The sequence below is a fragment of the Nocardiopsis sp. iso_237 genome (genome assembly GCF_056173345.1).
Genome location: NZ_CM149669.1, coordinates 104,116 through 125,405, shown reverse-complemented (window position 1 = coordinate 125,405; position 21,290 = coordinate 104,116). Strand labels below are relative to the sequence as shown.

Below are 21,290 nucleotides of genomic sequence, written 5' to 3'. Positions count from 1 at the left end.
AGTCCGGCGTGCTTTCAGGTGAGTCCATAGTGCCTCCGAGTCATCAAAATATGCAATGCCATCTTTAGATGAATGCCAGAATCTCATCTGCCATGCCGTTGCTACATGGAGGATGCGTGAAATGTCTGAGTCTGGCGGAGGGATCGTAGGATCGACTCATCGACCATCGACAAGCACGGGGAGTGACGACGTGAGTAGCAGCCCCACCCTGCGACGCAAGCGCCTGTCTCGGCAGCTGCGCGCCTTGCGGGAAGAAGCGGGGCTGACCGCTGACGACGTCGCCGCCGAAGCCCGCAAGCGCTCGGGAAAAAGCCGGGGCTGGTCACTGTCGAAGCTGATCAGGCTAGAGAAAGCGGACTGGAAACGGCTCTCGTTCGACGATCTCCAGTTGCTGCTGGTGATCTACGAAGTACCCGAAGAGGAGTGGGAGCCGTACCTCACACTGGCCAAGGAGGGGAACCGGCGCGGGTGGTGGGCGAGCTTCGGGGACGCCTTGGGCAGTGGGCAGTTCGTCGGACTTGAGTCCGAAGCGACGCGCATCCGGACCTACCAGTCGATGGTCATCCCCGGGCTGCTCCAGACCGAGGAGTACGCGCGGGCCATGCTGCGGGCCTCCGGCATCACCGATGACGAAGACCTCGACCTTCGAGTTCAGGCCCGGATGTTTCGCAAGGGTGCGGTGTTCCACTCTTCCCCGGCCACCCTGTGGGCCATCATCGACGAGTCAGCCTTGCTTCGTATCCCGAGAGAGCTCCATGGCCAGCTCGAGCACCTGATCGAGATCAGCCACACCCCGAACGTGGGAGTTCAGGTGCTTCCGCTCAGCCGGGGCCTGCATGGCGAGACTGGCCAGATGGTGATCCTCGACTTCGAGTCACCGGACCCGCCAGTGGTCTACCTGGAGGTCATGGCCCAGGAGCTCTACTTGGAGAAGCCCGCCGAGATTACGCACTACCAGCACGTATACGATCATCTACAGGCTGCGGCTCTCTCTGTTGAGGAGACCCGGGAGCACATCCGCAGCCTGATGACCTAGGAACGGCCGCCATGCCTGAAACATCCCACGCCCTGAATTTCCGCAAGAGCAGCTACAGCGGTGCCCGCACGCAGGACTGTGTCGAGGTTGCCGACATCCCCGGCGCCTCGGCTGTGCGTGACACCCAGAACCGCGACGCGGGGCACCTGCTGTTCCCCGGCTCGGAATGGGCCGCGCTACTCAAGACCGCGACGCACAAGTAGCCGAACACGACGAAGGCCCCCAGTCGATGACTGGGGGCCTTTGCCGTGCTTTACCTGAAAGCATCCCGCGCTCACTGTACCCGGGTCGGGGGCTCCTCGGGAAGTTCCTTCGGCATCCAGCTGGGGCGGGTGTCTCGTGCCTCCCGCCCCGTCTCCGCCAGCTGGACGAGTGCGGGGTGTGGGGTCTCCAGGTAGACGCGGACCCGGTCCGCGAACTCGAAGATGGTCATGGTCCTCCTCAGGGGGTGGCCACCGCTGGCCACCCCCTGTGATGCCCGGGTCCGAACCCGGCCACACAACCGGGTGGCCCGGTCAGACCACTACGCTTCGGGGTCCTCGCCCTGGCGGTACACCGGCCACCTGGTGGCGCGCATGAGCCGGATGATCCGGCCACGCTCCATGTCCCCCGCCGCGACCTGGACGGACCCCGGGCGGGTGAGCTCCTGAATGCGCTTCGCCTCCATCTCCAGCGTCAGCAGGTTCTGTCCCTCGCACGCGGCGCGAACTGCGGCCCTGGCCTCGTCGGCCTTCGGCACTGCCTCCTGCGCCCACTCCAGCTCCTGACGGGCCCGCGCGATCCCTTCCGGGGTGTCGAGGGCGTCCAGGAGGCCAGCGAGCTCGGCGGGGTGCAGGGCCTCAGCGAGACGGACACGGCCGGACATGGCCCAGGTCAGTCCTCGGCGTCGGTCACTCATCACGTTCTCCTCAGTTGGGTGGTGGTCACGCGGCCACGGTCGTGGCCAGCTGGTCGCGGACGGCCTGGAGGTCGCGACGGGCGGTCCGGCCGGACACCCGGTGGCCAGCGGCGGCCAGGAGCTGGACAACGTCGTCGCCGTTGGCGGCGGCCATCCGGGCGTCGGGGTCGTCCGCGTCCGCGATCCATTCCAGGATGGCCACCTCCCGCGCGGCCGGGTCGTCGGTGGTGGCCGCTGGCCGGTTGGCCGGTCGCGGCCGTGCCGCCGGGGCCGGCTGTTTCTCGGTGGCCACGGGTTCGGGCATGGCCACCGGGGAGAGAGCGAGGACCTCGGCCACGGTCACCAGCTGGGAGCAGACCGGCCGCCGGGTGTCCACGGGCGGCATGGCCACCTCGGTGACCGGGATGACCCGCGTGCACACGGCCAGGCGCTCCGGCATGGCCACGTCCTCGACGGCCACGAACCGGCCACAGATAGCCGGACGCGGGTCCTCCAGAGTGGCCACCGGCCGGGGCGGCATCGTGGCCGCCAGCGTGGCCATGGCCACCGGCCGGTGACAGATGACCGGGCGGGGGTCACGCGGGGCCGGTCGGCGGACGGCCACGAGGGTGGCCGCGAGCATGGCCGTGGGGACGTCCTGGCCACAGATCACCGGGCGGGCGTGGACCCTGGCCATCACCGTGGCCACGCTGACGTGGTGGCCACAGATGACAGGCCGGTCCTGCTGGCCACCGGCGCCCATGCGAAGCGCGGCCATGGCCAGCTGGTAGGCCAACTCAGCGGCCACGGGAACCCACAGGCTGACCACGATTCCCATCCACCCGTGCGACCACCCGTAGTGGAGGTTCGCGCCCGTGGTGGCCACGATGCCGACCACGAGCGCGATCTCAGCGATGAGCGGTGGCCGCTGGCCAACACGGCGGGCCTGACCGATCGCACCGAGGGCCAGGAGGACCAAGGCGTCGACGGTGACCGCGATGACGGTGGCCTCCCAGGCTGCCGCTCCGGCCGACTGGGCGAAGGCGCGGATGTGGCCGAAGCTGACCGCGAGGAGGCTCCCGGCGATGAGGAGGGACCCGGTGATGGTGGCGACAAGGGGGAGGCGTTCGAGGAGGGACGGGCTACGCACCGGGCACCTCCTGGAGGCGGCCCTCGTAGGCGGCGACGAAGTCCCCGAGGAGGCCGTCGAGGGTGGGGAGCGCGGCGCACAGGGTGCGGCCGGGGGCGCGGTCGTAGCCGTGCGCGTCGAGGACGTCGAACACGTCCTGGAGGAGGGCGGCAGTAGGCGTAGGCGTGGGGGCGCCCTGAGGGCGCTGTACGGTGGTCACGTTCATCTCCATCGGCTTGCAGGTCCTGGAGGTGGGCTAGGCCCCGGCGCGGTGTTGGTAGCACCGCCTGGGGCCGCTTCAGTTGTGCGGTGACGGTAGCACGCTGCGCGTGCGTCCATGCGTCGCTGGTGCGTCAGGAGCAGTGATTTCCTGCGGTCGTGCACGGTCATGCACGGTCATAAATTTGCAGGTCAGAGCAACCACACCCATCTTGACCAGCGGACCCGAATTCGTTCGGGACGAAGAGGTCGTGGGTTCAAATCCCGCCACCCCGACAGAGCACGAAGGCCGGTCCCACGGGACCGGCCTTCGTCGTGTCCGGGGTCCGAATTCGGGGTCGGTGGGGATCTGCCGGGGCCCGATCGCGGATATTCACTGGTGGATCCCTACTCCGGCTGCCAGGGTTCGCCTATGGACCTTCGACGCGATGACGTGCCGAGCCTTTCCTGGATAGGCGCCCCGGTCGACGCCCGACCGTTCTTCGCACCTGAACAGGCCGCGCTGATGTCCACACTGCGTGTCCTGGACCCCGCCGACTGGAGCCGGGAGGCGGTTCCGGGGTGGACGGTACGCGATCTGGCCACCCACATCCTGGGCGACTTCTACGGGCGGCTGGCACGCGACCGCGACGGCCACCGGCTCGGGACCTCCTTCGCTCCGGGCGAGTCGCTGGAGTCGTTCATCCACCGCGCCAACCAGGAATGGGTGGAGGCCATGCGCCGGGTGAGTCCCGCCGCACTCACCGACACCCTCGACCTGGTCGGCGGGCAGGTCGTTCGCTTCTTCGAGGCAGCCGACCCCTGTGCTCCTTCGCTGGGTGTGTCCTGGGCGGGTGCGGACCCGGCACCGATGTGGCTGGACAGTGCCCGCGACCTCACCGAGTTCTGGACTCACCGACAGCAGATCCGCCACGCCACCGGCCAGGGCACCGACTCCGACCCCCGGCTCATGACCGTGGTCCTGGACACGTTCATGCGGGCCCTCCCCCACACACTTCGCGACACCCGGGCACCGGTCGGTACGACGGTCCGGGTGAGAATCGACGGTCCGGCAGGAGGGACCTGGACGGCCCGCGTCACCAAGGACCGCTGGTCGCTCGTAGAGAACGCACCCACGAGGCCCGACGTGACCGTCGGCCTGGACGCGGAGACCGCTTGGCAGCTGTGCACCCGCCGTATCCAACCGGACACCGCGCTGTCCCGTGCCCGCATCGACGGCGACCACGACCTGGCCGAGACCACCTGCCAGATCGTGTCCATCATCCACTGATATCGAGGGAGCACGAAGGCCGGTCCCACGGGACCGGCCTTCGTCGTGTCCGGGGTCGGTGCCGGACCGCCCCGTCAGTCCCGTGAGTCGGTGCCGAGGTAGGCCAGGATCCCGGCGACGGCGGCCCGCGTGCCAGTGGCCAGTGTCGGTTCCATGGCGGGCGCGAAGTACGGGGAGTGGTTGACCGGGGCCTCCTCGCCCGGGACGAGGTCGAACCCCCCGAACATCCAGAAGACCGAGGGGACCCCGATGGCCTCCGCCAGGTGGCCGAAGTCCTCGCTGCCCATCACCGGCTCGGCCACGGAGACGTTCCCCTCCCCCAGTCCGGCCCTGAGCGCCGACTCAACGCGTGCGGCCTGGGCCGGGTCGTTGTGGCAGCTCGGGAACGAGTAGACCTCCTCCACCAGCGGTTCAGGGGCGCCGGAGACGGCCGCCTCGCCGGAGACGATCCGGCGGACCGCGGAGAGGACCTGCTCGCGGACCTCGGGTTCGAACGTGCGGATGTTCAGGGTGAACTCCGCGCGGTCCGGGATGATGTTCTCCTTCAGGCCCGCGTGGAAGGTCCCGGAGGTGACCACGGCGGGGGTGCGCGGGTCGAGTTCGCGGGAGACGATCGTCTGCAACCGGGCGATCATGTGCGCTCCGAGCACGATCGGGTCGATCGAGGACTGCGGCCGAGAGCCGTGGGACTGCTTCCCGAACACCGTCACCCGCAGCGCGTCGGCCATGGCCATCGCGACACCGTGGGAGATGTTGACGGTCCCCGCCTGGAGCGGCATGACGTGCTGGCCCAGGACGACCTCCGGGACCGGGGCCAGCTCCCACAGGCCGTCGTCGACCATCGCCCGCGCACCGGCCGCGACCTCCTCGCCGGGTTGGAAGACCAGCACGAGGGTCCCGGACCAGGCGTCCGGGTGGGACGTCAGCGCGCGGGCGGCGGTGAGCAGCGACGTGACGTGGGTGTCGTGTCCGCAACCGTGCATGACCGGCACCGCGGTGCCGTCCTCCAGCGTCCCGGTGGCCGTGCTCGCGAACTCCAGGCCGGTGTCCTCGGCGATGGGCAGACCGTCCGTGTCGGCCCGGAAGGCGACCACCGGCCCCTCGCCGTTGCGGATGACGCCGACCACGCCGGTGCCGCCGCAGCGGTGGTTCTCGATCCCGAGGTCGTCCAGCTCGGCGGCGACGAAGTCGGCCGTGGCGTACTCCCGCATGGAGAGCTCGGGGTGGGCGTGCAGGTGCCGGTAGATCCGGTGCGCGCGCCCGGTGTCGAGGTCGGACAGGACGGTGTCGGTCGGGCTGGTCATACGGCCTTCCTTCGCGGTCGGGAGCGGGAGGGAACCCCTGTGGGTCGTTTCCCGAAAAACCGGGGCGAATCCACCGAGGGGAGGTTCCGGAACGCGCGGTCCCGGCGGAGACTGGCGGCACCATGAACGAGATCCAGCTGATGTCCGCGACCGCCCTGGTGGCGGCGATCCGACGCCGTGAGGTCTCCGCGCGGGAGGCCCTCGACGCCCACCTCGAACGGATCGAGGAGGTGAACCCGGAGGTCAACGCCGTGGTCACCCTCGAACCGGAGCGGGCCCGGGCCGCCGCCGAGGCCGCTGACCGGCGCACCGTGTCCGGGGCCGCCCTTCCCCCACTGCACGGGCTGCCCATGACCCACAAGGACACCCACGCCGTGGCCGGGACGCGCTCCACCAGCGGCTCCCGGATCCTCGCGCACCACGTACCCGTCGAGGACGACGCGATCATCGCCCGGCTGCGGGGCGCGGGGGTCGTCTCCACGGGGAAGAGCAACGTCCCGGAGTTCGGCGCCGGGTCGCACACGTTCAACGACGTCTTCGGCACGACCACCAACCCGTACGCCCCCCGGCTCAGCGCGGGCGGCTCGTCCGGCGGCCTGGCCGCGGCGGTCGCCAGCGGGATCCAGCCCCTGGGAGAGGGGTCGGACATGGGCGGATCGCTGCGCATCCCGGCGTCGTTCTGCGGTGTGGTGGGGTTCCGGCCGTCCTACGGGGTGATCCCCACGCCACCGGAGGGCGACGACTGGGCGTGGCTGACCCGCACCGGGCCGATGGCGCGCGAGGTGTCCGACGTCGCCCTGTTCATGTCCGCCGTCGCCGGCCCCTCACCGAGGGTCCAGCCCCCGGCCCCGGTCACCGGGGCCGACTTCACCGGCCCGCTCCTCGGTGACCTGCGCGGGGTGCGGGTGGCCTGGAGTCCGGACCTCGGGCTCGGGCTCCCCGTGGAACCCGAGGTCCTGGAGGTCCTGGAGGGTCGGCTGCACGTCTTCGAGGAGGCCGGGGCGATCGTGGAGGAGGCCGCCCCGGACCTCACCGACGCGGAGGAGGTGTTCCGGACCACCCGCGCCCTCGACTTCGCCGCCGCGCTGGGACCGCTGGTGCGCGAGCACCGGGAGCTGGTCAAACCCGAGGTGGTCGGGAACGTGGAGGCCGGGTGGGCGCTGAGCGCCAGCGAGGTCGTGGGCGCGGCCGCCGCGCGGACCCGGCTGGCCGCCGCCCTCCGCACCTTCCACGCACGCCACGACCTCCTGGTCAGCCCCGCCGCGCAGGTGCTGCCCTTCGACGCCCGGCTGCGCTACCCGGCGTCGGTCGACGGCGTGGAGAGCTCCGGGTACCTGGACTGGATGCGCTCGGCCTACGCGCTCTCCGCGACGGGGCTCCCCGTCCTGGCGCTCCCGGCCGGGTACACCGCGTCGGGGCTGCCCGTGGGCTTCCAGCTCTCCGTGGACCACTACCGGGACGTGGAGCTGCTGCGCCACGCGAAGGCGTTCGAGGACCGCACGCGCTGCGTGGACCGCCGCCCGGAGATCGGGGCGGGCACCGGGCAGCGCGTGCGTCCTGTGACGACGGTGGCGGCCGGGTAGGACCGCCCGAGGTCATCCCATGTGGGCCACGGCGCGTTCCGCGACGGCCACGAGGGTCTCCTCGTCGCCGGTGAAGTCGGCCCCGCCGGTCTTCTTCTCCCAGTGCTCCTGGGCGGCGACCTCGATCAGGAGGTCCCCCTTGCGCACGAGCACCTTGGCGATGCTGGTCGGTTCGTCACTGCCCTCCAGGTAGTGCGACACCAGCGACTCGTCACCGAGGTCGAGGGTGCGCGACTCCAGGACCTCGATCGTCCGGTAGTCGGGGGCGTCGCCGTCGACGACCCCGGCCCGCTCCTCCTCGTACGTCTCCGCCGCCCTGGCGGCGTCCCGCTCCGGATCGCCGTCAGCGTTGACGGGGAAGCGGTAGACGACGGAGAACGCTCCCCGAGTCCCGTCCGAGAACTCGGCGCTCCACCGGCATTCGGAGCTCGTGGCCAGGAACGTCGAGGACGGGAGGACGGCGCCGACACCGCGGAGTTCGGAACCCGCGGGAACCGAGCACGGGTCGGTGGGCAGACCGTCGAACTCCGGGCCCGCGACGGACCCGCCCGACGAGGACGTCAGCGCCCAGGCGCCTCCGACCACGAGGGCGTAGACGGCGAGCGTCGCCGCCACGGTGACCGCGACGGTGCGTCCGGTGCCGCCCCGACGGCGGGCGGGGTCGGGCCCGGGAACGGGCGGGGGGACCTGGCCGGGGACCGGGGCGCCCGGGCCGTGCGGCTGGTGGGGCTGGTGCGGCTGGTGCGGCTGGTGGGGCTGGTGGGGAAACTGCTGAGGGGGACCGTTGTACACGGCTGTGCTCCTGGTTCTGTACGACGTCCGGGCGCTGCGCGGAAGGGGTCACCCGAAGACGTCGGCGGCCATTCCGTCGAGGAGGTCCTCGGCCGTGTTCAGGTCGATCTCCCCGGTGGCGGGGAACACCCTGAAGGAGACATCGGTGACCAGGTCCCCCTCGCGGACGACGAGCGTCACCTTCTGGTTGTAGGGCTCACCGGACCCGTAGTCGATGTCGGTGACGACGAGTGTGCCCTCGTCACCGTGGCTGAGCGGACGGTCCCGTGTCTCCACGACCTCGATCCCCGGGACCGTGAACCCGACCTCGGCGGCGTCCTCGACCCGCGTCGAGAAGAGCTCCTCGGAGGTCGTGGGCAGGGCCTCCGTGTCCGGTCCGCGCTCCTCGCTCAGCTCGGCGTCCGCCGCGGAGAGCGGCACGTACCGGACCAGGGAGAGGAGCACCTCGTCCTCCCCCGCCAGGGACACCCACCAAGAGCAGCTGTTGGCGTAGACGGAGGAGTTCCAGGCCCTGACCTCGCCGTTCATGTCCGCGAGGGTCTGCTCACCGACGGCCGCGCAGGGGTCGCCGGTCGGCAGGCCACGCGCGGGGCCGGTGGAGGAACCGTAGGCGGAGGAGACCACCCAGGTGAGGGAACCGGCGACCGCCAGGGTGACGGCGGCGGAGAGGGCCACTGTGAGCGCGGTACGGGGACGGCGTCCAGAGGGCTGGCCGGGGGCGCCCTGGGGCGGGTGGCCGGGCGGCGGCCCGGGCGGGGGCGGGTTCGGTCCCGGGGCTCCGGAGTACCCGGGCGGGCCCTGGGGGTGCGGCGGTTGGTACGGCGGCTGACCCGGCGGGCCCTGGTGGCCGAACGGGGGCTGCCCGTGGTGGCCCGGGTGTCCGGGAGGCGGCGGGAAGGGGTGTCCCATGCGAGGGTCCATCCACGAGTACGTGAGTCCTGACCCGTCGAATGTTCTCACGGCGCCCCCGACGAAACCGGGCACGAGCACCGTCCAGGCGGAAAACGGCCCACTCCGGCCATCCGGAACACGGTGGGCCCGCGAACGGGAACGCCCCGGACCGGCACTGGGCCGGTCCGGGGCGCGCGCCGCGACGCCCGGGGGGTTGGGCGTCACGGCGTAGGGAGGGGGGAGCCTCCGGGTGTCTACGCGGCGCCGACGTTGAGGTCGACGCAGACGTAGAAGGCCATCGGGGTGTCGGCCACGTTCCAGCGGGCCAGCACCGTCTGCTCACCGCTGTAGCCGGAGAGGTCGATGGTGTGGGAGAAGTTCGCCGGCGGCTGCGCGCCACCGTCGTCGATGCTCTCGATCTGCTGACCGTCGATGAAGTATTCCCACGTGCTGGTGGAGTGACGGGCGGTGATCGTCCAGTCGAAGGTGACGGAGTTGCCGACCGGGGTGACCTCCCAGCCGTGGTTGTTGTCGTCCAGCTCGGAGAAGGCGGCGTTGCCTCCGGAACAGCTCATCAGACCCTTGGGGCCCTCGACGCTCTGCGGCTCGTACTGGATCGGCCCGCAGGAGACCGTCCCGGCGGCGCACTGGGCCTGGCGGCTGGGCGGGTTGTTGATGTAGCCGTGGGCGCTGGCGGTGCCCGCGGGCATCAACGTGAAGGCCAGCGCGGTGGCGGCGCCGACGGCCGCGGTGGAGCGGAGCTTGCTGCTGATACTCATGAGGGAGCCCTTCTTCTGGGTCACGACCCTGGGGGGCCGTAGCGGGGTGACCCGGACCGTTGCCGGACCAGGGCGGGTGGAACGCACTCACGGCCGGTTATCCGTGAGCCCGGGCGGGGGTTGCCCGGGGATGTTCCCGTGGGGTCGGGAACCTCCGTCCACCCAGTACCGAGGACGGTAAAGAGGTTGTCACCCGTCGTCAAGATCCCTGTTACCCATGGGTGTGGAGTGACACCCGTACCAGTGGAACGGCCCAGTGGCGGGGCCTCGGGCACTGGTACTGGTGGGGCGGGTGCCCAGGAGGGCACCCCGAACAGGCCCGATGCCGATCGGTTCCCGCATCCGGTCTGCCACTCCGGGACTGGACCAAGAGGTCGAACCCGCCGACGTTCCACCAGACCTCACCAGAAGGTGACAATCCCCTTCCCCTCCTGCGCGTGAACGGTAGGGGGCGGACGTCGGAAAAGCCGTGGACAGGGCCCCGTTGCGGGTGACAGAACGGACCCGGAACGGAGGGGCCCGCGTCACCGACGGCCGACCGTGCGCCGGGATGCGGGGCGCCCCCGCGCGGCCAAGGGCGGAGTGATCACGGATGACCCAGCAGGCACACCCACCACGTCCACCCCGGGAATCGCAGGAGTCCCAGGCCGGATCACGACTGCCAGACCCCCAGGAATCGCAGGAGTCCCAGACCCGGTCACGCCCGTCGGCACACCAGGAATCGGATCACGGATGACCCAGGCACACCCACCACGTCCACCCCGGGAATCGCAGAGGTCCCAGGCCGGATCACGACTGCCAGTCCCCCAGGAATCGCAGAGGTCCCGGGTGTCCCAGGCCGGATCACGACCACCTCGGGAGTCGCAGGAGTCCCAGGTGTCCGAGGCCGGATCACGGCTGCCAGACCCCCAGGTGTCCCGGGCCGGGTCACGCCCCTCGGTACCGCAGGAACCACGGGCCGGGTCACAGCCACCGATCCCCCAGGACTCTCAGGTCCCCCAGGAACCCCCGCTTCCCCCGTCCCGGACGGAACACGGGGCACCTCCCGCGCACCCCTCAGGTCGGACCTTCCTGCCCGGGCTTGAGCTGTCGCGCGCCCTGTACGAGGAGGGGGTCGCGCCCCTCCTGAACGGGATCCCCCACGCGGCGGCCCGCGTGGGGGCGGGATCCGAGGTGCTGGGACTGGACACCCCGCGCTCCACCGACCACGACTGGGGACCGCGCCTCCAGCTCTTCCTCCCCGGCGACCACGAACACGTCCGGGCGCTCCTGGAGGAGGGGCTGCCCCGGCGGGTACGCGGCTGGCCCACACGGTACGAGGCGGCGCCCGGCGACCCCGGCGTGCACCAGCTCACCGACGGCCCCGGCGGGCGCCACCTGGTGGACGTGGTCGAACCCGGCACCTGGTTCACCGAGTGGCTGGGGTTCGACCCGAGCACCGGAGTGACCACCGCCGACTGGCTGGCGACCCCCACCCAGCGGCTGGCGGGGGCGGTCGGCGGCGCGGTCTTCCACGACGGCGTCGGGGCGCTCACCGCCGCGCGCCGGTCCCTGCGCTGGTACCCGACCGACGTCTGGCGGTACGTGCTGGCCTGTCAGTGGTCACGGATCGCCCAGGAGGAGCCGTTCGTGGGACGCTGTGCGGAGGCCGGTGACGAACTCGGCGCACGGGTGGTCGCCGCGCGCCTGGTCCGCGACCTCATGCGCCTGTGCCTGCTGCTGGCCCGCCGCTACCCGCCCTACTCCAAGTGGCTGGGGTCCGCCTTCTCGGCGCTCCCCGAGGCGGCCGAGGTGGGTCCGGTCCTGCGCCGGGTGCTCGCCGCGCCCGACCCCCAGCACGACCTGGCCGAGGCCTACCGGCTGGTCGCGGTCTGGCAGAACCGGACCGGGTTGGCTGAGGAACTGTCCCCCGAGCCCCGCCCCTTCCACGCGCGCCCGTACCCGGTCCTGGACGCCGCGCGCTACTCCGGGGCCCTGCTCGCGAGGGTCGGGGACCCCGCTCTCGCGGGTCGGCCGCCAGTGGGATCCGTCGACCAGTTCGTCGACGGCACCGACGCACTGGAGCGCGTCGGGCTGGTCCGGGACCTGGCCCGGGCCGTGGGCGGGCCCGGCTCCGGAGAGGTGCCGTGCGCCTCCCCGGACGCGTCCTCGGAGTGCGCAGGGGCGGCCGGGAAACCCGGACAGACGAACGCGGAGGAAGCCCCATAAACCAGGGTGGGCGCGTCACCTGCGACGAAGCTGGGCGCTGCCCTACGATCCAGGCATGGACCTATCCCACGCCCCGCCGGTTCTCCGGCGGCTCAACACCGAGGCCAGCATCCTGGCCGGGGCCAGCTACGCGATCCTGCTCCAGATCGCCCACCCGAGCGTCGCCAGAGGCGTGGCCGAGCACAGCGAGTTCGCCAAGCGCCCTCTCGACCGGCTGCGCGGCACGATGTACTACGTCTACGGAACCGCCCTGGGCACCCCGGAGGAGCGCGAACGCGTACAGGCCATCGTGCGCGCCATGCACCGCAGGGTCCGGGGGCCGGGCTACGACGCCCTCGACCCCGAACTGCTGCTGTGGGTCGGCGCGACGCTGTACCACAGCGCGGTGCGTCTGTATGAGCTGACCGTGGCCGACCTGACCGAGGAGGAACGAGCCGAGTTCCTTCGTGAGACCTCGGTGTACGCCACCGCCCTCGGCCTACCCCAGGAGCGGTGGCCCCAAAGCACCGAGGAGTTCTCAGACTACTGGGAAAACGCCTGTGCCCGTCTGGAGGTCGGCCCGCACGCCGTCGGTCTGTCCCGGTCGCTGTTCCGACCCGACAACCGGCTGCTGTGGCCGTTCACCCTCACGCAACGGTTCCTCAGCGGCGGCCTGCTGGATCCGGAGCTGCGGAGCCAGTACGGGATTCCCTGGTCCGAGGCTCGTCAGCGCCGCTTCGACCGCCTGATGCGCCTCACCCGCACGGTGTACCCGTGCCTTCCGAAGGGCGTCCGGAGACTGCCGTCGACGCTGTACCTGAGGTCGATGCGCAAGAACGGCGGTTGGAAGCCGTCGAAGTCGTCGAAGCGCTGAGGGGTGGCCGCCGGGGAGGGGTTCAGAGGTCCTTGAGCGCTTCCCGGGCCCGGTCGGCCTCGGGCAGGCCCTGTTCCTCGAAGGTCCGGAGCGCGTCGGTGAGCAGGCCCCGAGCGCGCTCGGCGTCCACCACCGGCGCGGGCAGCCCGCCGAGCGCCAGCGAGGCCCTGGCCGCGGCGTACCGCTCGCCCCGCTCGTGCGCCATGGCGAGAGCCTTCTCCAGGGTCCGTGCGGCCTCCGCGTGCCGACCGGCGGCGGAGTAGGTCGTCCCGAGGTCCGTCAGGACCTCCGCGTCCGCGCTGCGGTTGCCGCTCCGGTCCGCCAGATCGAGCGCCGTCCGGTGTTCCGCGACGGCCTCGTCGAACCTCCCGCCCGCCCTGTAGGCGACCCCCAGGGAGTTGTGGGCGTACATCTCCTTCGTGCTCTTGCCCTCGCACAACGCGACGGCGACCCGCAGGGCCTCGTAGGCGCCCTCCAGGTCCCCGAGGGCCGTCCGGGCCTCACCGACGATGAGCGCCGCCTGGTTCCGGCTGTTGTCCAGGCTCTCGTCCGCGCCCAGGGCCAGGACCCCCTCGCTGAGGACCAGGGCCTCCTGGTACCGCCCGAGGTTCATGTACAGCACCGCCAGGTTGGCCCGCTGCATCACCTCCAGCTGCTTGTCCCCCTGGGACACCGCGAAGGAGATGACCCTCTCGATGCATTCGGAGCACTCCTGGAACCGCCCCGTGCGCTCGTGGACCATGCTGAGGTTGGCCAGGGCGCGGATGATCCCGCGTTCGTCGCCCAGCTCCTCCAGGAGACGGAGGGCCTCCTGGAGGTAGGAGAGCGAGCTGTCGAACCTCCCGGAGAGGCAGTGCGCGATCCCCATGCCGATGAGGGTGACCGCGCGGCCCCGCTGGCTGCCGCGCCGCTCGCTGGCGCGCAGGGCCTTCTCCTGCGAGGTGAGCAGGAGGCCCATCTTGCCGCGCTGGGCGTAGAACCTCCACACCGCGTCGGCCATCCGCCACGCCTCCTCGACGCTCTCCCCGTCGCTGTAGAAGTCGATGACGTCGGCGACGTTGTCCTGGTGGCGGTCGAACCAGGCCTCCGCCTCGGCCCGGTCGAGGAGTTCGGCCCGGTACCGCGAGCCCCCCGCCTCGTCCGGGCTGCCGTGCGCGCGGGGGCCCAACAGGTCCGCCGCGCGCTGCGAGACGTGCATGTACTGCCGGGCCAGCCGTGCCCTGGCCCCCTCGGCCTCCGTCGGCTCCAGGTCGGACGAACCCCGGTAGCGCGAGAAGTCACCGATGAGGTCGTGCAGGCGGTACACGTCTCCGTCCGGTTCCTCCAGCAGGCAGACACCCACGAGCCCCTGGAGGAGGTCGTCCGCGTCCTCGGGGTCCATGTCCAGCAGCGCCGCCGCCCCGTGGAGGTCCACGGTGGTCCCGATCAGCACCCCGAGCAGGAGGAAGGCGCGCCGCTGTTCGCCGTTGAGGCTCTGGTAGGAGAGGTCGATCGCCGCCTCGACGTTCTGCCCGTCCATCTGGAGCTCGCGGAAGCGGCGGCTCTGCTCGCTCAACCGGCGCTCGACGTGGCCGAAGGTCCACTTCGGTCTGCTGAGCATGCGCCCGGCGACCACGCGCAGCGCCAGGGGGAGGCCGCCGCAGATCCGCACCACCCTGAGGGCCTGGTCCCGCTCCCGGACGACCCTGTCCTCCCCCAGGACCCTGCCGAGGAGTTCCAGCGCCGACTCCTCCCCCAGCATGCTGAGGGAGACGTAGTCCGTACCGCTGAGCCCGGCCAGGTCGTTCCGGGTGGTGATCAGGGTGAGCGTGCCCTCGGCGGAGGGCAGGATCGGGTTGACCTGCGCGTAGCTGACCGCGTTGTCCAGGACCACGAGCAGACGCCTGCCCCGGAGGGTGGCCCGCCAGAGGGCGGACCGCTCGTCCACCGAGTCGGGAAGTTCCTCGAAGGGCACCCCGACCGCGCGCAGGAGGGCGCCCAGTGCCGCCCCCTCGTCCAGGGGCTTCTTCTCGGCCGTGTACCCGTACAGGTCGATGAACAGCTGCCCGTCCGGGAAGTGGTGTACCAGTTCGTGCCCCGCGCGGACGGCGAGCGTGGTCTTCCCGGAGCCGCCGCTGCCCGAGATCACGCAGACCCGGGCCCGGTCGTCCTCGGAGGTGCCCACACCGACCAGGTGCTCCAGGGTCTCCCGCCGCCCGGCGAAGTCCGGGATGTCCCGGGGGAGGTCGTTCCGGACGACGAAGTGGTCCTTGACCACGGGGAAGGGCGAGGACAGCCCCTTGGCCGGGGTCTGCTCGGAGGTGTCCGCGCGCAGTATCTGGGTGTGCAGCGCGGTGAGGTCGGGGTCGGGGTCGACGCCCAGCTCGTCCGCCAGACGTGATCGGATCTCCTCGTAGGCGGAGAGCGCCGCCGCGCGTTCGCCGCTGTGCCAGAGGGCGGTGACGAAGTGGTGGTGCAGCCGTTCCCGGAGCGGCTCCTGCCGGACGATCGGCGTGAGGTAGGAGACCACCTCGTTCGCGCGGCCCAGTGAGAGCGCGTAGGAGGCCCAGTCGGCCACGGCGGCCCAGCGCTCCTCCAGGAGCGGGGACACCACCGAGTAGTAGAGGTGTTCGGACCCGACCCCGGAGAACGGGACCCCGCGCCAGCACTCCAGCGCCTCGGAGAGCCGCGCGAGGGCGGTCTCCGGATCGGCGGGGTCGGCGCCGTCGCGCAGTCGCCGGAACCGGTGCAGGTCGACCCGGCCGGGGTCGACGTCGGCGAGGTATCCGCCGGAGGTGGTGCTGATCATCCCGGGGAACGCCCGGCGCAGGTGGGAGACCTGGACCTGGATGACCGAGCGCGCCGTGCGCGGGGGGTCGTCGCTCCAGAGGTAGTGGATCAGCTGGTCGAAGGTGACCTCCCGACCGGCGTACACCAGGAGCGCCCCCAGAACACAACGCTGGCGTGGTCCACCGACCGGAAGGGGTCGTCCCTCGGACCACGCGGCAATGGGACCAAGCACGCCGAATTCCACAAGGAGCAACCCTAGCAAGGCCACCTTGTGGAATTCGGAATGCGTCTGAGTCCGTCCCCGCCGAGTGCCCCCCTCTTCACCAGCACTCGGAGCGGCGGCTCCTCAAAGACGCGCGTCTACTTGTCTTCCTTCTTCTTGTCCTCCGGCTTGTCCTCGCGCTCGGCGGGGACACTCTCCTTCGGAGTGGGCTCCTGGTAGGGATCGAACCTGGCTTCCGGCTCCACTCCGGAGACGATCGCGTCGAACTGCTCGTCAACCGTCAGCATCTTCGGCACTCGTACTCCTTTGCGCACTGCACTCGTGTAGAGCCGCAACGTCGCCCTACGTCGTCTACGAAGCATCATGGGCCACCGCCTTCCGGCGGATCCGCCATCCGTGGCGCTTCCGCCTCAGCTACGCCACGGATGGCATGTGTCCGACAGCCGTCGGACCACTGGGAGCTGCGAGCCGTCCTCACGCAGCTACCGATCCGACGAACACGCTTCACGCTAGAGAGGTCCTCTTCCGCTCCGCTTTCAACCGGCTTTCAGTCCGAGCGGAAAAACCCAAGGTCACAACGGCACTACCCGTTGTTCACTTCCCGTGCCGCAGGGGCTTTCCCCGGTCCCCCCACCTCTTCTCCCCGTCACGGACCGAACACGAACCACGACTTTCCCGCGTTCTCACGAAGAGGACCCGGAAGTGGAGGTCCCACGCTTTCGGAGAAAAAATACGGCCGCGGAGGAACGTCCGACACCTCGGAACACGGTCACCCCTCCTACCCCGCACGAGCCCAGGCGAACGTGTCCGGCCCCTCCTCTCCACCCGAACCCCCGCCCCCGCCGGCGAACCGGGCACCGAAACCCGTCCTGCGCTGGGCGAACCCGCGGTGTCCTCTTCTGGCCAGGTCCGGGCGGACCCAAGGGCGGTTCCGGGGGGATCGACCCGGTTGGGCCTACAGTCGCGCCTCGTGGTGCACCATGTCCTCGAAACCGACGTTCCCCGTCGGTCCCCCTCCCCCGGAACCACGAGGCCGAGAGACTGGACGCCCGCGGCGGCGGGGCGTCCTGTGGCCCACCGGCAAGGAGCTCGCGGGCGCGGTCACCGTCCCCCTGGAGGGCGGCGGACGGTGAACCGCACCCTCTCCGTCCTGACCTGCGCCCGGACACCCCCTACGGTTACCCCGGACGGCCCCCGGCCGGTCCCGCCGGTCCTCCCCCGGGCCGAACCCAGGGACCTCCCCAGCCACAGGGCCCGCAGAGGCCGTTCCCGCCCCAGCCCGGCCCAGGACAACCCAGGTCGGCCTCCCGCACCCCCCAGGGCCGCCCCAGGGAGCCCCACGGGCACCGGTCCCGCCCGCCCCGGCCGCCGGTGTTGAGCAGACTGACGCTGTAGGTGTCGTACTGTTCCCCGACCAGCCCCCAGGCCCCGTAGAAGAGCAGGAAGGGGAGGATGGCCAGCGCCACCCGTCGACCACCTCGCGCTCGCTCTCGGCGAACCCGTTCCGACGGTGCCGGACGACCTCGGCGCAGAGTTCGGCGTCGGTCAACGGCAGTCCCGGCCTGAGCAGCTGGAACATGACGACGAAGGTGATCAGGGTGACGAGGAGGGTGAGACCGAGCCCAGCGAGGGAAAGGGTGGGGTTGACGTCGGTGAGCGCCACCAGCCCGCGCATGAGCAGCGTGTGGGTGAGCATCTCCGCCGTGTAGGCGCACAGCAGGGGATCCCGTGGCTTCGGACGAGGCCGAGGGCGTACACGGGCAGAGAGGCTGCGGAAGAGGTCGTGCGGGCCATAGGTTCAAGAGGTGAGCGGGAACGGTCTCCGTGGATTCCCGTGGTCCACGGCACGCGGACCGGGGAACCCCCTGATCGCGGGACACGAGGAACGGCTCTGGTTGGAGGGGCTTGATGCAGGAGGGCGACGGAAACGGCTGGGTCGACCTGGCCGACGGATCCCGCAGGTGGGGCCGGTACGGCGCCGCCGGGCTGCTGTTGTACGCCACCGACGTGACCGGTTCCGGTCACGTCCTGCTCCAGCACCGTGCGGGCTGGACGCACATGGGCGGCACCTGGGGCATCCCCGGCGGGGCGCGCAACCGGGACGAGACCCCGCTGGAGGCGGCCGTGCGGGAGTTCCGCGAGGAGGTCGCGGGAGACCTCGGGGACTACACGGTCCTGGGCCGCCACGAGCAGGACCTGGCCGTGTGGCGCTACGACACGTTCCTGCTGCGCGTGCCGACCCTGACCCCGTTCCGTCCGGGGAACTCGGAGAGCAAGGAGATCCGGTGGGTCTCGGTGGACGCCGCCGAGGAACTCCCCCTGCTGCCCGCCTTCCGCACCGCCTGGCCGCACCTGAGCGCCGACCTGCGCGCGGCGTCGGCGTAGTCCGGTGGCCGTCCCTCACGGCGGCGGCCACGATCCCCGCGGGACGGGCACTTTCGGGCCCCGCCGATCGTTGGACCCACCAGAGGCGGCGGCCCCCACCGTTCTGGGATGATTCGTGTCGGCTTTCCTCCGCGTGCCAGGTGCCAGATCACCGCCTCGGGGGTAAGTCAGGGACGGGCCCTGATGTGCGGACCGCCCCTGGCCCCGCATGCTGAGGGGGACGGCCCTGCGACGAGTGGGCGCCACGCGATTCGACTGGAGCTGTGAACATGACGCTGGAGCGCGGTAACGCATTCACTCCCGTCGCCTCGGCGACGATGATCTGGCCTTGGGGGGCGTCCGTCGTCGGCGGCACCGTGGCCGGTGCCCTCTCCTTCCTCGCCAACTTCGGCCTGGCCGGCATCCCGGCCGCCGTGACCACCGGCATCTTCTTCTTCGCCCTGATCGGCGGGGTCGGCGGCGTGCTGAGCAAGAAGGGCGACCGCCGTGGCCGCCGCTGGGCCGCCGCCTACCCGTTCCGCTACGCGAGCGCCCCGGCCATCCTCGGCGGTGGCGCCACCGCCGTGGTGAGCTACGTCGTGTCCGTGATCACTGACTTCGCCATCATCGGCGGTCTGTTCGGCGGCCTCTGGGCCGGTCTCGGTGTGGGCCTTGCCCTGTGGCTCATCATCGGCGTCGTGGCCATGGTCGCCGGCGACAAGAAGTAGGGGTGATCGGGCGCCACCGTGATGGTGGAGGGGAACAGAAGGGCCTAGGCTCGATGTTTTCCGCCAAGGAGCGGATGGACCACACCTCACCTACGGGAGACAACCGGCGCCGATGACTGAAGCTGCTCGTCAGAAGATGGTCGAGCGGGTCCGCGGGCTCCTTCGCATGGCGGAGGACCCCGCGGTCACTGATGCCGAGAGCCAGGCGTTCACCGCCAAGGCCGCCGAGCTGATGACCCGCCACGCGATCGCCGAGGCCGAGGCCCGCGCCGAGAGGGGCGAGGAACCGGACGCGATCAGCCGCATGGACTACACCGTCCCGGGAGTGGGTGGCCACGGCAAGGCCAGGGTCAGAGCCCTGGCCGACATCGCCGCCGCGTACGGATGCCAGTCCGCGGTGCGCGGGAACAACTCCGAGAACACCGACCGGACCATCATCCTGGTGGGAACGGTCAGCGCGCTGGACGCGCTGCGGATGCTGATGCCGTCGATCTCCATGCAGATGGAGGCCTCGGCCAGGTTCATGAGTTCGTCCCACGTGGCCGACATCCGGGAACTGCGCAACTACACCCGCTCCGAACTGGAGACCGAACGCAAGCGCTACTACCGGTCGTTCGTGCGTGCCTACGGTCAGGCCGTGGCCGAACGCATTCGGGAGTTCCGGGCGCGACTCCAGGAAATGGCCGCTCATGACGCAGAGACTGGCGTCACAGAGGGTAACGGTGAGAACGGTTCGGCGCGCGGTGCGGAGTTGGTTCTACGGGACGACCCGAACCGGGTGAACGAAGAGTTCCACAAGCAATTCCCACAGTTGCGCAAACACCGCCCCGAGCGGACCCACAGCGCGGCCGGGTACCGGGCGGGATACCGCCGTGGGCGCCAGGCGGAGCTGGGTCTGGACACCCCGGTGACCAGCGGACGGACGTCCACTCTGGCCGAGGGCGAATAGCCCCTCACCCCGAGTTGTCCACAGGCTGTGCAGGAAATCCACAGGCGCTCCGTTTTCCCATGTCACACAGGAAATTCGAGCCGATTCGAGAGGCCGTTCGAGCCCCCGAGGGGGCCGATCACCCGGGGTTATCCACAGGCTGGGGAAGCAGCCTGTGGATAACCTGTGGAGAACTTTCCCAAGAACAGCAAAACACCTGGTCAACTAACCCGAAGGGGTTGAACGAGGTAGCGGAACGAGGGTTCCTCTGCCGCATCCGTGAACACCGCGGGTTTCACCGGTTCGGTGAAGTTCAGGTGAGCGGTGTCGGTCTCCACCCCGTTGAGCCCGTCCGCCAGGTAGTCGGGCCGGAACGCGAGCCGGATCGGGTCCCCCTCGTAGCCGACCTCCAGGGCCTCCACGGCCTGGGCGTCGTCCCCGGAACCGGCCTCCAACACGACCTCACCCTCCGTGAAGGCGAGCCGGAGTGGCGTGTTTCGGTCAGCCACCAACGCGACCCTCTTGACCGCCTCCAGCAGCGGTGCCACCGGTACCTCGGCCCGTGCCGAGAACTCCGTCGGGAACCAGGAGGCGTACTTGACGAAGTCGCTGTCGATCAGCCGGGTGGTGGTCCTGCGCTCGCCGTTCTCGAACCCGATCATGCCCTCGCCCCCGAGGGCGACGTCCACGTCGCTCTGGTTGATCAGGCCCCGCACCGTGTTGGCCAGGGTGCGCGCGGGCACCAGGGCGTCGGCGTCGATCCCCGCGTCCTCCGGCTTCCACCGGAGTTCGCGGACCGCGATGCGGTAGCGGTCCGTGGCGACCACGCTCAACCGGTCGCCGGTGAAGTCCAGGTAGGCGCCGGTGAGCATCGGGAGGGTGTCGTCCCGGCTCGCCGCCGGGGTCACCTGGCGCACCGCCGCCGTGAACGCGTCCGCGGACACGGAGCCGATCCGCTCGGGCATCCCGGGCAGGCTGGGGTAGTCCTCCAGCGGCATGGTGATCAGGGTGAACCTGGCGGCACCGGCGCTGACGAGCACCCTGGGGCCGTCGGTCTCGATGCGCACGGTGCCCGAGGGCAGGTTGTTGACGATCTCCGCCAACAGCCTGCCGGGTACCAGCACGGCCCCCGGCTCCTCCGAGAGGACCTCCACCGAGGCCCGGGTGGAGATCTCGTAGTCGAAGCCGGACAGACGCAGGGCGTTCCCGTCCGGAGAGACCTCCAGGCGCATCCCGGCGAGCACGGGGACCGCGTGCCGCGTCGGCAGGGCCCTGGCGGTCCAGGCGACCGCCTCCGCGAACGCGTCGCGGTCCACACGTAGTCTCACTGCGCCTCC

Annotated in this window: 20 protein-coding genes; 9 read left to right on the top strand and 11 right to left on the bottom strand. The window is 70.8% G+C overall.

Features of this window, described 5'->3' with window-relative positions:
- The first annotated feature begins 190 nt into the window (after positions 1 to 190).
- Positions 191 to 1,036: a helix-turn-helix domain-containing protein gene (locus tag AC0VYM_RS00570; RefSeq protein WP_475457715.1), complete on the top strand. Its 846-nt coding sequence runs from the start codon at positions 191 to 193 to the stop codon at positions 1,034 to 1,036.
- A gap of 11 nt (positions 1,037 to 1,047) precedes the next feature.
- A complete protein-coding gene (locus AC0VYM_RS00565) occupies positions 1,048 to 1,239 on the top strand; it encodes a DUF397 domain-containing protein (RefSeq protein ID WP_475457713.1) in 192 nt (63 codons plus the stop codon).
- A gap of 71 nt (positions 1,240 to 1,310) precedes the next feature.
- On the opposite strand, the gene AC0VYM_RS00560 is transcribed toward AC0VYM_RS00565, so the two are convergent.
- The 4 genes from AC0VYM_RS00560 to AC0VYM_RS00545 form a co-directional block, all read right to left on the bottom strand.
- On the bottom strand, positions 1,311 to 1,469 hold the full coding sequence (locus AC0VYM_RS00560) for a hypothetical protein (protein WP_475457711.1): 159 nt from the start codon (positions 1,467 to 1,469) through the stop codon (positions 1,311 to 1,313).
- A gap of 90 nt (positions 1,470 to 1,559) precedes the next feature.
- Positions 1,560 to 1,934 carry a hypothetical protein gene (locus AC0VYM_RS00555; protein WP_475457709.1) on the bottom strand — a complete coding sequence of 125 codons (375 nt, stop codon included), beginning with the start codon at positions 1,932 to 1,934 and terminating at the stop codon, positions 1,560 to 1,562.
- Positions 1,935 to 1,959: 25 nt separating this feature from the next.
- Positions 1,960 to 3,063, bottom strand: a complete 1,104-nt coding sequence (locus AC0VYM_RS00550; RefSeq protein WP_475457708.1) for a DUF2637 domain-containing protein — start codon at positions 3,061 to 3,063, stop codon at positions 1,960 to 1,962.
- Positions 3,056 to 3,262, bottom strand: coding sequence for a hypothetical protein (locus AC0VYM_RS00545; RefSeq protein ID WP_475457706.1), 207 nt, complete (start codon positions 3,260 to 3,262; stop codon positions 3,056 to 3,058). Before AC0VYM_RS00545 ends, AC0VYM_RS00550 begins: the two co-directional genes overlap by 8 nt.
- A 411-nt stretch (positions 3,263 to 3,673) precedes the next feature.
- On the opposite strand from AC0VYM_RS00545, the gene AC0VYM_RS00540 reads away from it, so the two are divergent.
- Positions 3,674 to 4,531, top strand: coding sequence for a maleylpyruvate isomerase family mycothiol-dependent enzyme (locus AC0VYM_RS00540; protein WP_475457704.1), 858 nt, complete (start codon positions 3,674 to 3,676; stop codon positions 4,529 to 4,531).
- 74 nt (positions 4,532 to 4,605) lie between these two features.
- Here AC0VYM_RS00540 and AC0VYM_RS00535 read toward each other — a convergent pair whose 3' ends face one another.
- Positions 4,606 to 5,835: an amidohydrolase gene (locus AC0VYM_RS00535; RefSeq protein ID WP_475457702.1), complete on the bottom strand. Its 1,230-nt coding sequence runs from the start codon at positions 5,833 to 5,835 to the stop codon at positions 4,606 to 4,608.
- A gap of 122 nt (positions 5,836 to 5,957) precedes the next feature.
- Here AC0VYM_RS00535 and AC0VYM_RS00530 point away from each other — a divergent pair, with 122 nt between their 5' ends.
- A complete protein-coding gene (locus tag AC0VYM_RS00530; protein ID WP_475457700.1) occupies positions 5,958 to 7,418 on the top strand; it encodes an amidase in 1,461 nt (486 codons plus the stop codon).
- Positions 7,419 to 7,430: 12 nt separating this feature from the next.
- On the opposite strand, the gene AC0VYM_RS00525 is transcribed toward AC0VYM_RS00530, so the two are convergent.
- The 3 genes from AC0VYM_RS00525 to AC0VYM_RS00515 form a co-directional block, all read right to left on the bottom strand.
- Entirely contained in the window at positions 7,431 to 8,210 is a 780-nt protein-coding gene (locus AC0VYM_RS00525) for a hypothetical protein (protein ID WP_475457698.1), read from the bottom strand.
- Between the two features lie 48 nt (positions 8,211 to 8,258).
- Positions 8,259 to 8,885: a hypothetical protein gene (locus tag AC0VYM_RS00520; RefSeq protein WP_475457696.1), complete on the bottom strand. Its 627-nt coding sequence runs from the start codon at positions 8,883 to 8,885 to the stop codon at positions 8,259 to 8,261.
- A 470-nt stretch (positions 8,886 to 9,355) separates the two neighbouring features.
- Positions 9,356 to 9,880: a lytic polysaccharide monooxygenase auxiliary activity family 9 protein gene (locus AC0VYM_RS00515; RefSeq protein ID WP_475457694.1), complete on the bottom strand. Its 525-nt coding sequence runs from the start codon at positions 9,878 to 9,880 to the stop codon at positions 9,356 to 9,358.
- A 1,086-nt stretch (positions 9,881 to 10,966) separates the two neighbouring features.
- Here AC0VYM_RS00515 and AC0VYM_RS00510 point away from each other — a divergent pair.
- Positions 10,967 to 12,088, top strand: coding sequence for a DUF4037 domain-containing protein (locus AC0VYM_RS00510; RefSeq protein ID WP_475462898.1), 1,122 nt, complete (start codon positions 10,967 to 10,969; stop codon positions 12,086 to 12,088).
- Positions 12,089 to 12,143: 55 nt separating this feature from the next.
- Entirely contained in the window at positions 12,144 to 12,941 is a 798-nt protein-coding gene (locus tag AC0VYM_RS00505; protein ID WP_475457692.1) for an oxygenase MpaB family protein, read from the top strand.
- A gap of 22 nt (positions 12,942 to 12,963) precedes the next feature.
- Here the strand turns inward: AC0VYM_RS00505 and AC0VYM_RS00500 are convergent, their stop codons facing one another.
- Complete coding sequence (locus AC0VYM_RS00500) at positions 12,964 to 15,855, bottom strand: AfsR/SARP family transcriptional regulator (protein ID WP_475457690.1); 2,892 nt, start codon at positions 15,853 to 15,855, stop codon at positions 12,964 to 12,966.
- Between the two features lie 215 nt (positions 15,856 to 16,070).
- Positions 16,071 to 16,229: a hypothetical protein gene (locus AC0VYM_RS00495; protein ID WP_475463312.1), complete on the bottom strand. Its 159-nt coding sequence runs from the start codon at positions 16,227 to 16,229 to the stop codon at positions 16,071 to 16,073.
- Positions 16,230 to 17,841: 1,612 nt separating this feature from the next.
- Between AC0VYM_RS00495 and AC0VYM_RS00490 the strand changes: the two genes are divergently transcribed.
- From AC0VYM_RS00490 to AC0VYM_RS00480, 3 genes are all read left to right on the top strand, one after another.
- Positions 17,842 to 18,318 carry an NUDIX hydrolase gene (locus AC0VYM_RS00490; RefSeq protein WP_475457688.1) on the top strand — a complete coding sequence of 159 codons (477 nt, stop codon included), beginning with the start codon at positions 17,842 to 17,844 and terminating at the stop codon, positions 18,316 to 18,318.
- Between the two features lie 269 nt (positions 18,319 to 18,587).
- The gene (locus AC0VYM_RS00485) at positions 18,588 to 19,025 is read left to right on the top strand and encodes a hypothetical protein (RefSeq protein ID WP_475462897.1); all 438 of its coding nucleotides are present in this window, start codon (positions 18,588 to 18,590) and stop codon (positions 19,023 to 19,025) included.
- Positions 19,026 to 19,161: 136 nt separating this feature from the next.
- Entirely contained in the window at positions 19,162 to 19,974 is an 813-nt protein-coding gene (locus AC0VYM_RS00480; protein WP_475462896.1) for a DUF2786 domain-containing protein, read from the top strand.
- Between the two features lie 200 nt (positions 19,975 to 20,174).
- Here AC0VYM_RS00480 and dnaN read toward each other — a convergent pair whose 3' ends face one another.
- On the bottom strand, positions 20,175 to 21,269 hold the full coding sequence (gene dnaN / locus AC0VYM_RS00475; protein ID WP_475462895.1) for a DNA polymerase III subunit beta: 1,095 nt from the start codon (positions 21,267 to 21,269) through the stop codon (positions 20,175 to 20,177).
- Positions 21,270 to 21,290: the final 21 nt, after the last annotated feature.

Coding starts and splice junctions, on each gene's coding strand:
- AC0VYM_RS00565 (WP_475457713.1), top strand. CDS start 1,048: ATGCCTGAAACATCCCACGCCCTGAATTTCCGCAAGAGCAGCTACAGC.
- AC0VYM_RS00560 (WP_475457711.1), bottom strand. CDS start 1,469: ATGACCATCTTCGAGTTCGCGGACCGGGTCCGCGTCTACCTGGAGACC.
- AC0VYM_RS00490 (WP_475457688.1), top strand. CDS start 17,842: ATGCAGGAGGGCGACGGAAACGGCTGGGTCGACCTGGCCGACGGATCC.
- AC0VYM_RS00540 (WP_475457704.1), top strand. CDS start 3,674: ATGGACCTTCGACGCGATGACGTGCCGAGCCTTTCCTGGATAGGCGCC.
- AC0VYM_RS00505 (WP_475457692.1), top strand. CDS start 12,144: ATGGACCTATCCCACGCCCCGCCGGTTCTCCGGCGGCTCAACACCGAG.
- AC0VYM_RS00485 (WP_475462897.1), top strand. CDS start 18,588: ATGACGCTGGAGCGCGGTAACGCATTCACTCCCGTCGCCTCGGCGACG.
- AC0VYM_RS00515 (WP_475457694.1), bottom strand. CDS start 9,880: ATGAGTATCAGCAGCAAGCTCCGCTCCACCGCGGCCGTCGGCGCCGCC.
- AC0VYM_RS00480 (WP_475462896.1), top strand. CDS start 19,162: ATGGTCGAGCGGGTCCGCGGGCTCCTTCGCATGGCGGAGGACCCCGCG.
- AC0VYM_RS00535 (WP_475457702.1), bottom strand. CDS start 5,835: ATGACCAGCCCGACCGACACCGTCCTGTCCGACCTCGACACCGGGCGC.
- AC0VYM_RS00555 (WP_475457709.1), bottom strand. CDS start 1,934: ATGAGTGACCGACGCCGAGGACTGACCTGGGCCATGTCCGGCCGTGTC.
- AC0VYM_RS00530 (WP_475457700.1), top strand. CDS start 5,958: ATGAACGAGATCCAGCTGATGTCCGCGACCGCCCTGGTGGCGGCGATC.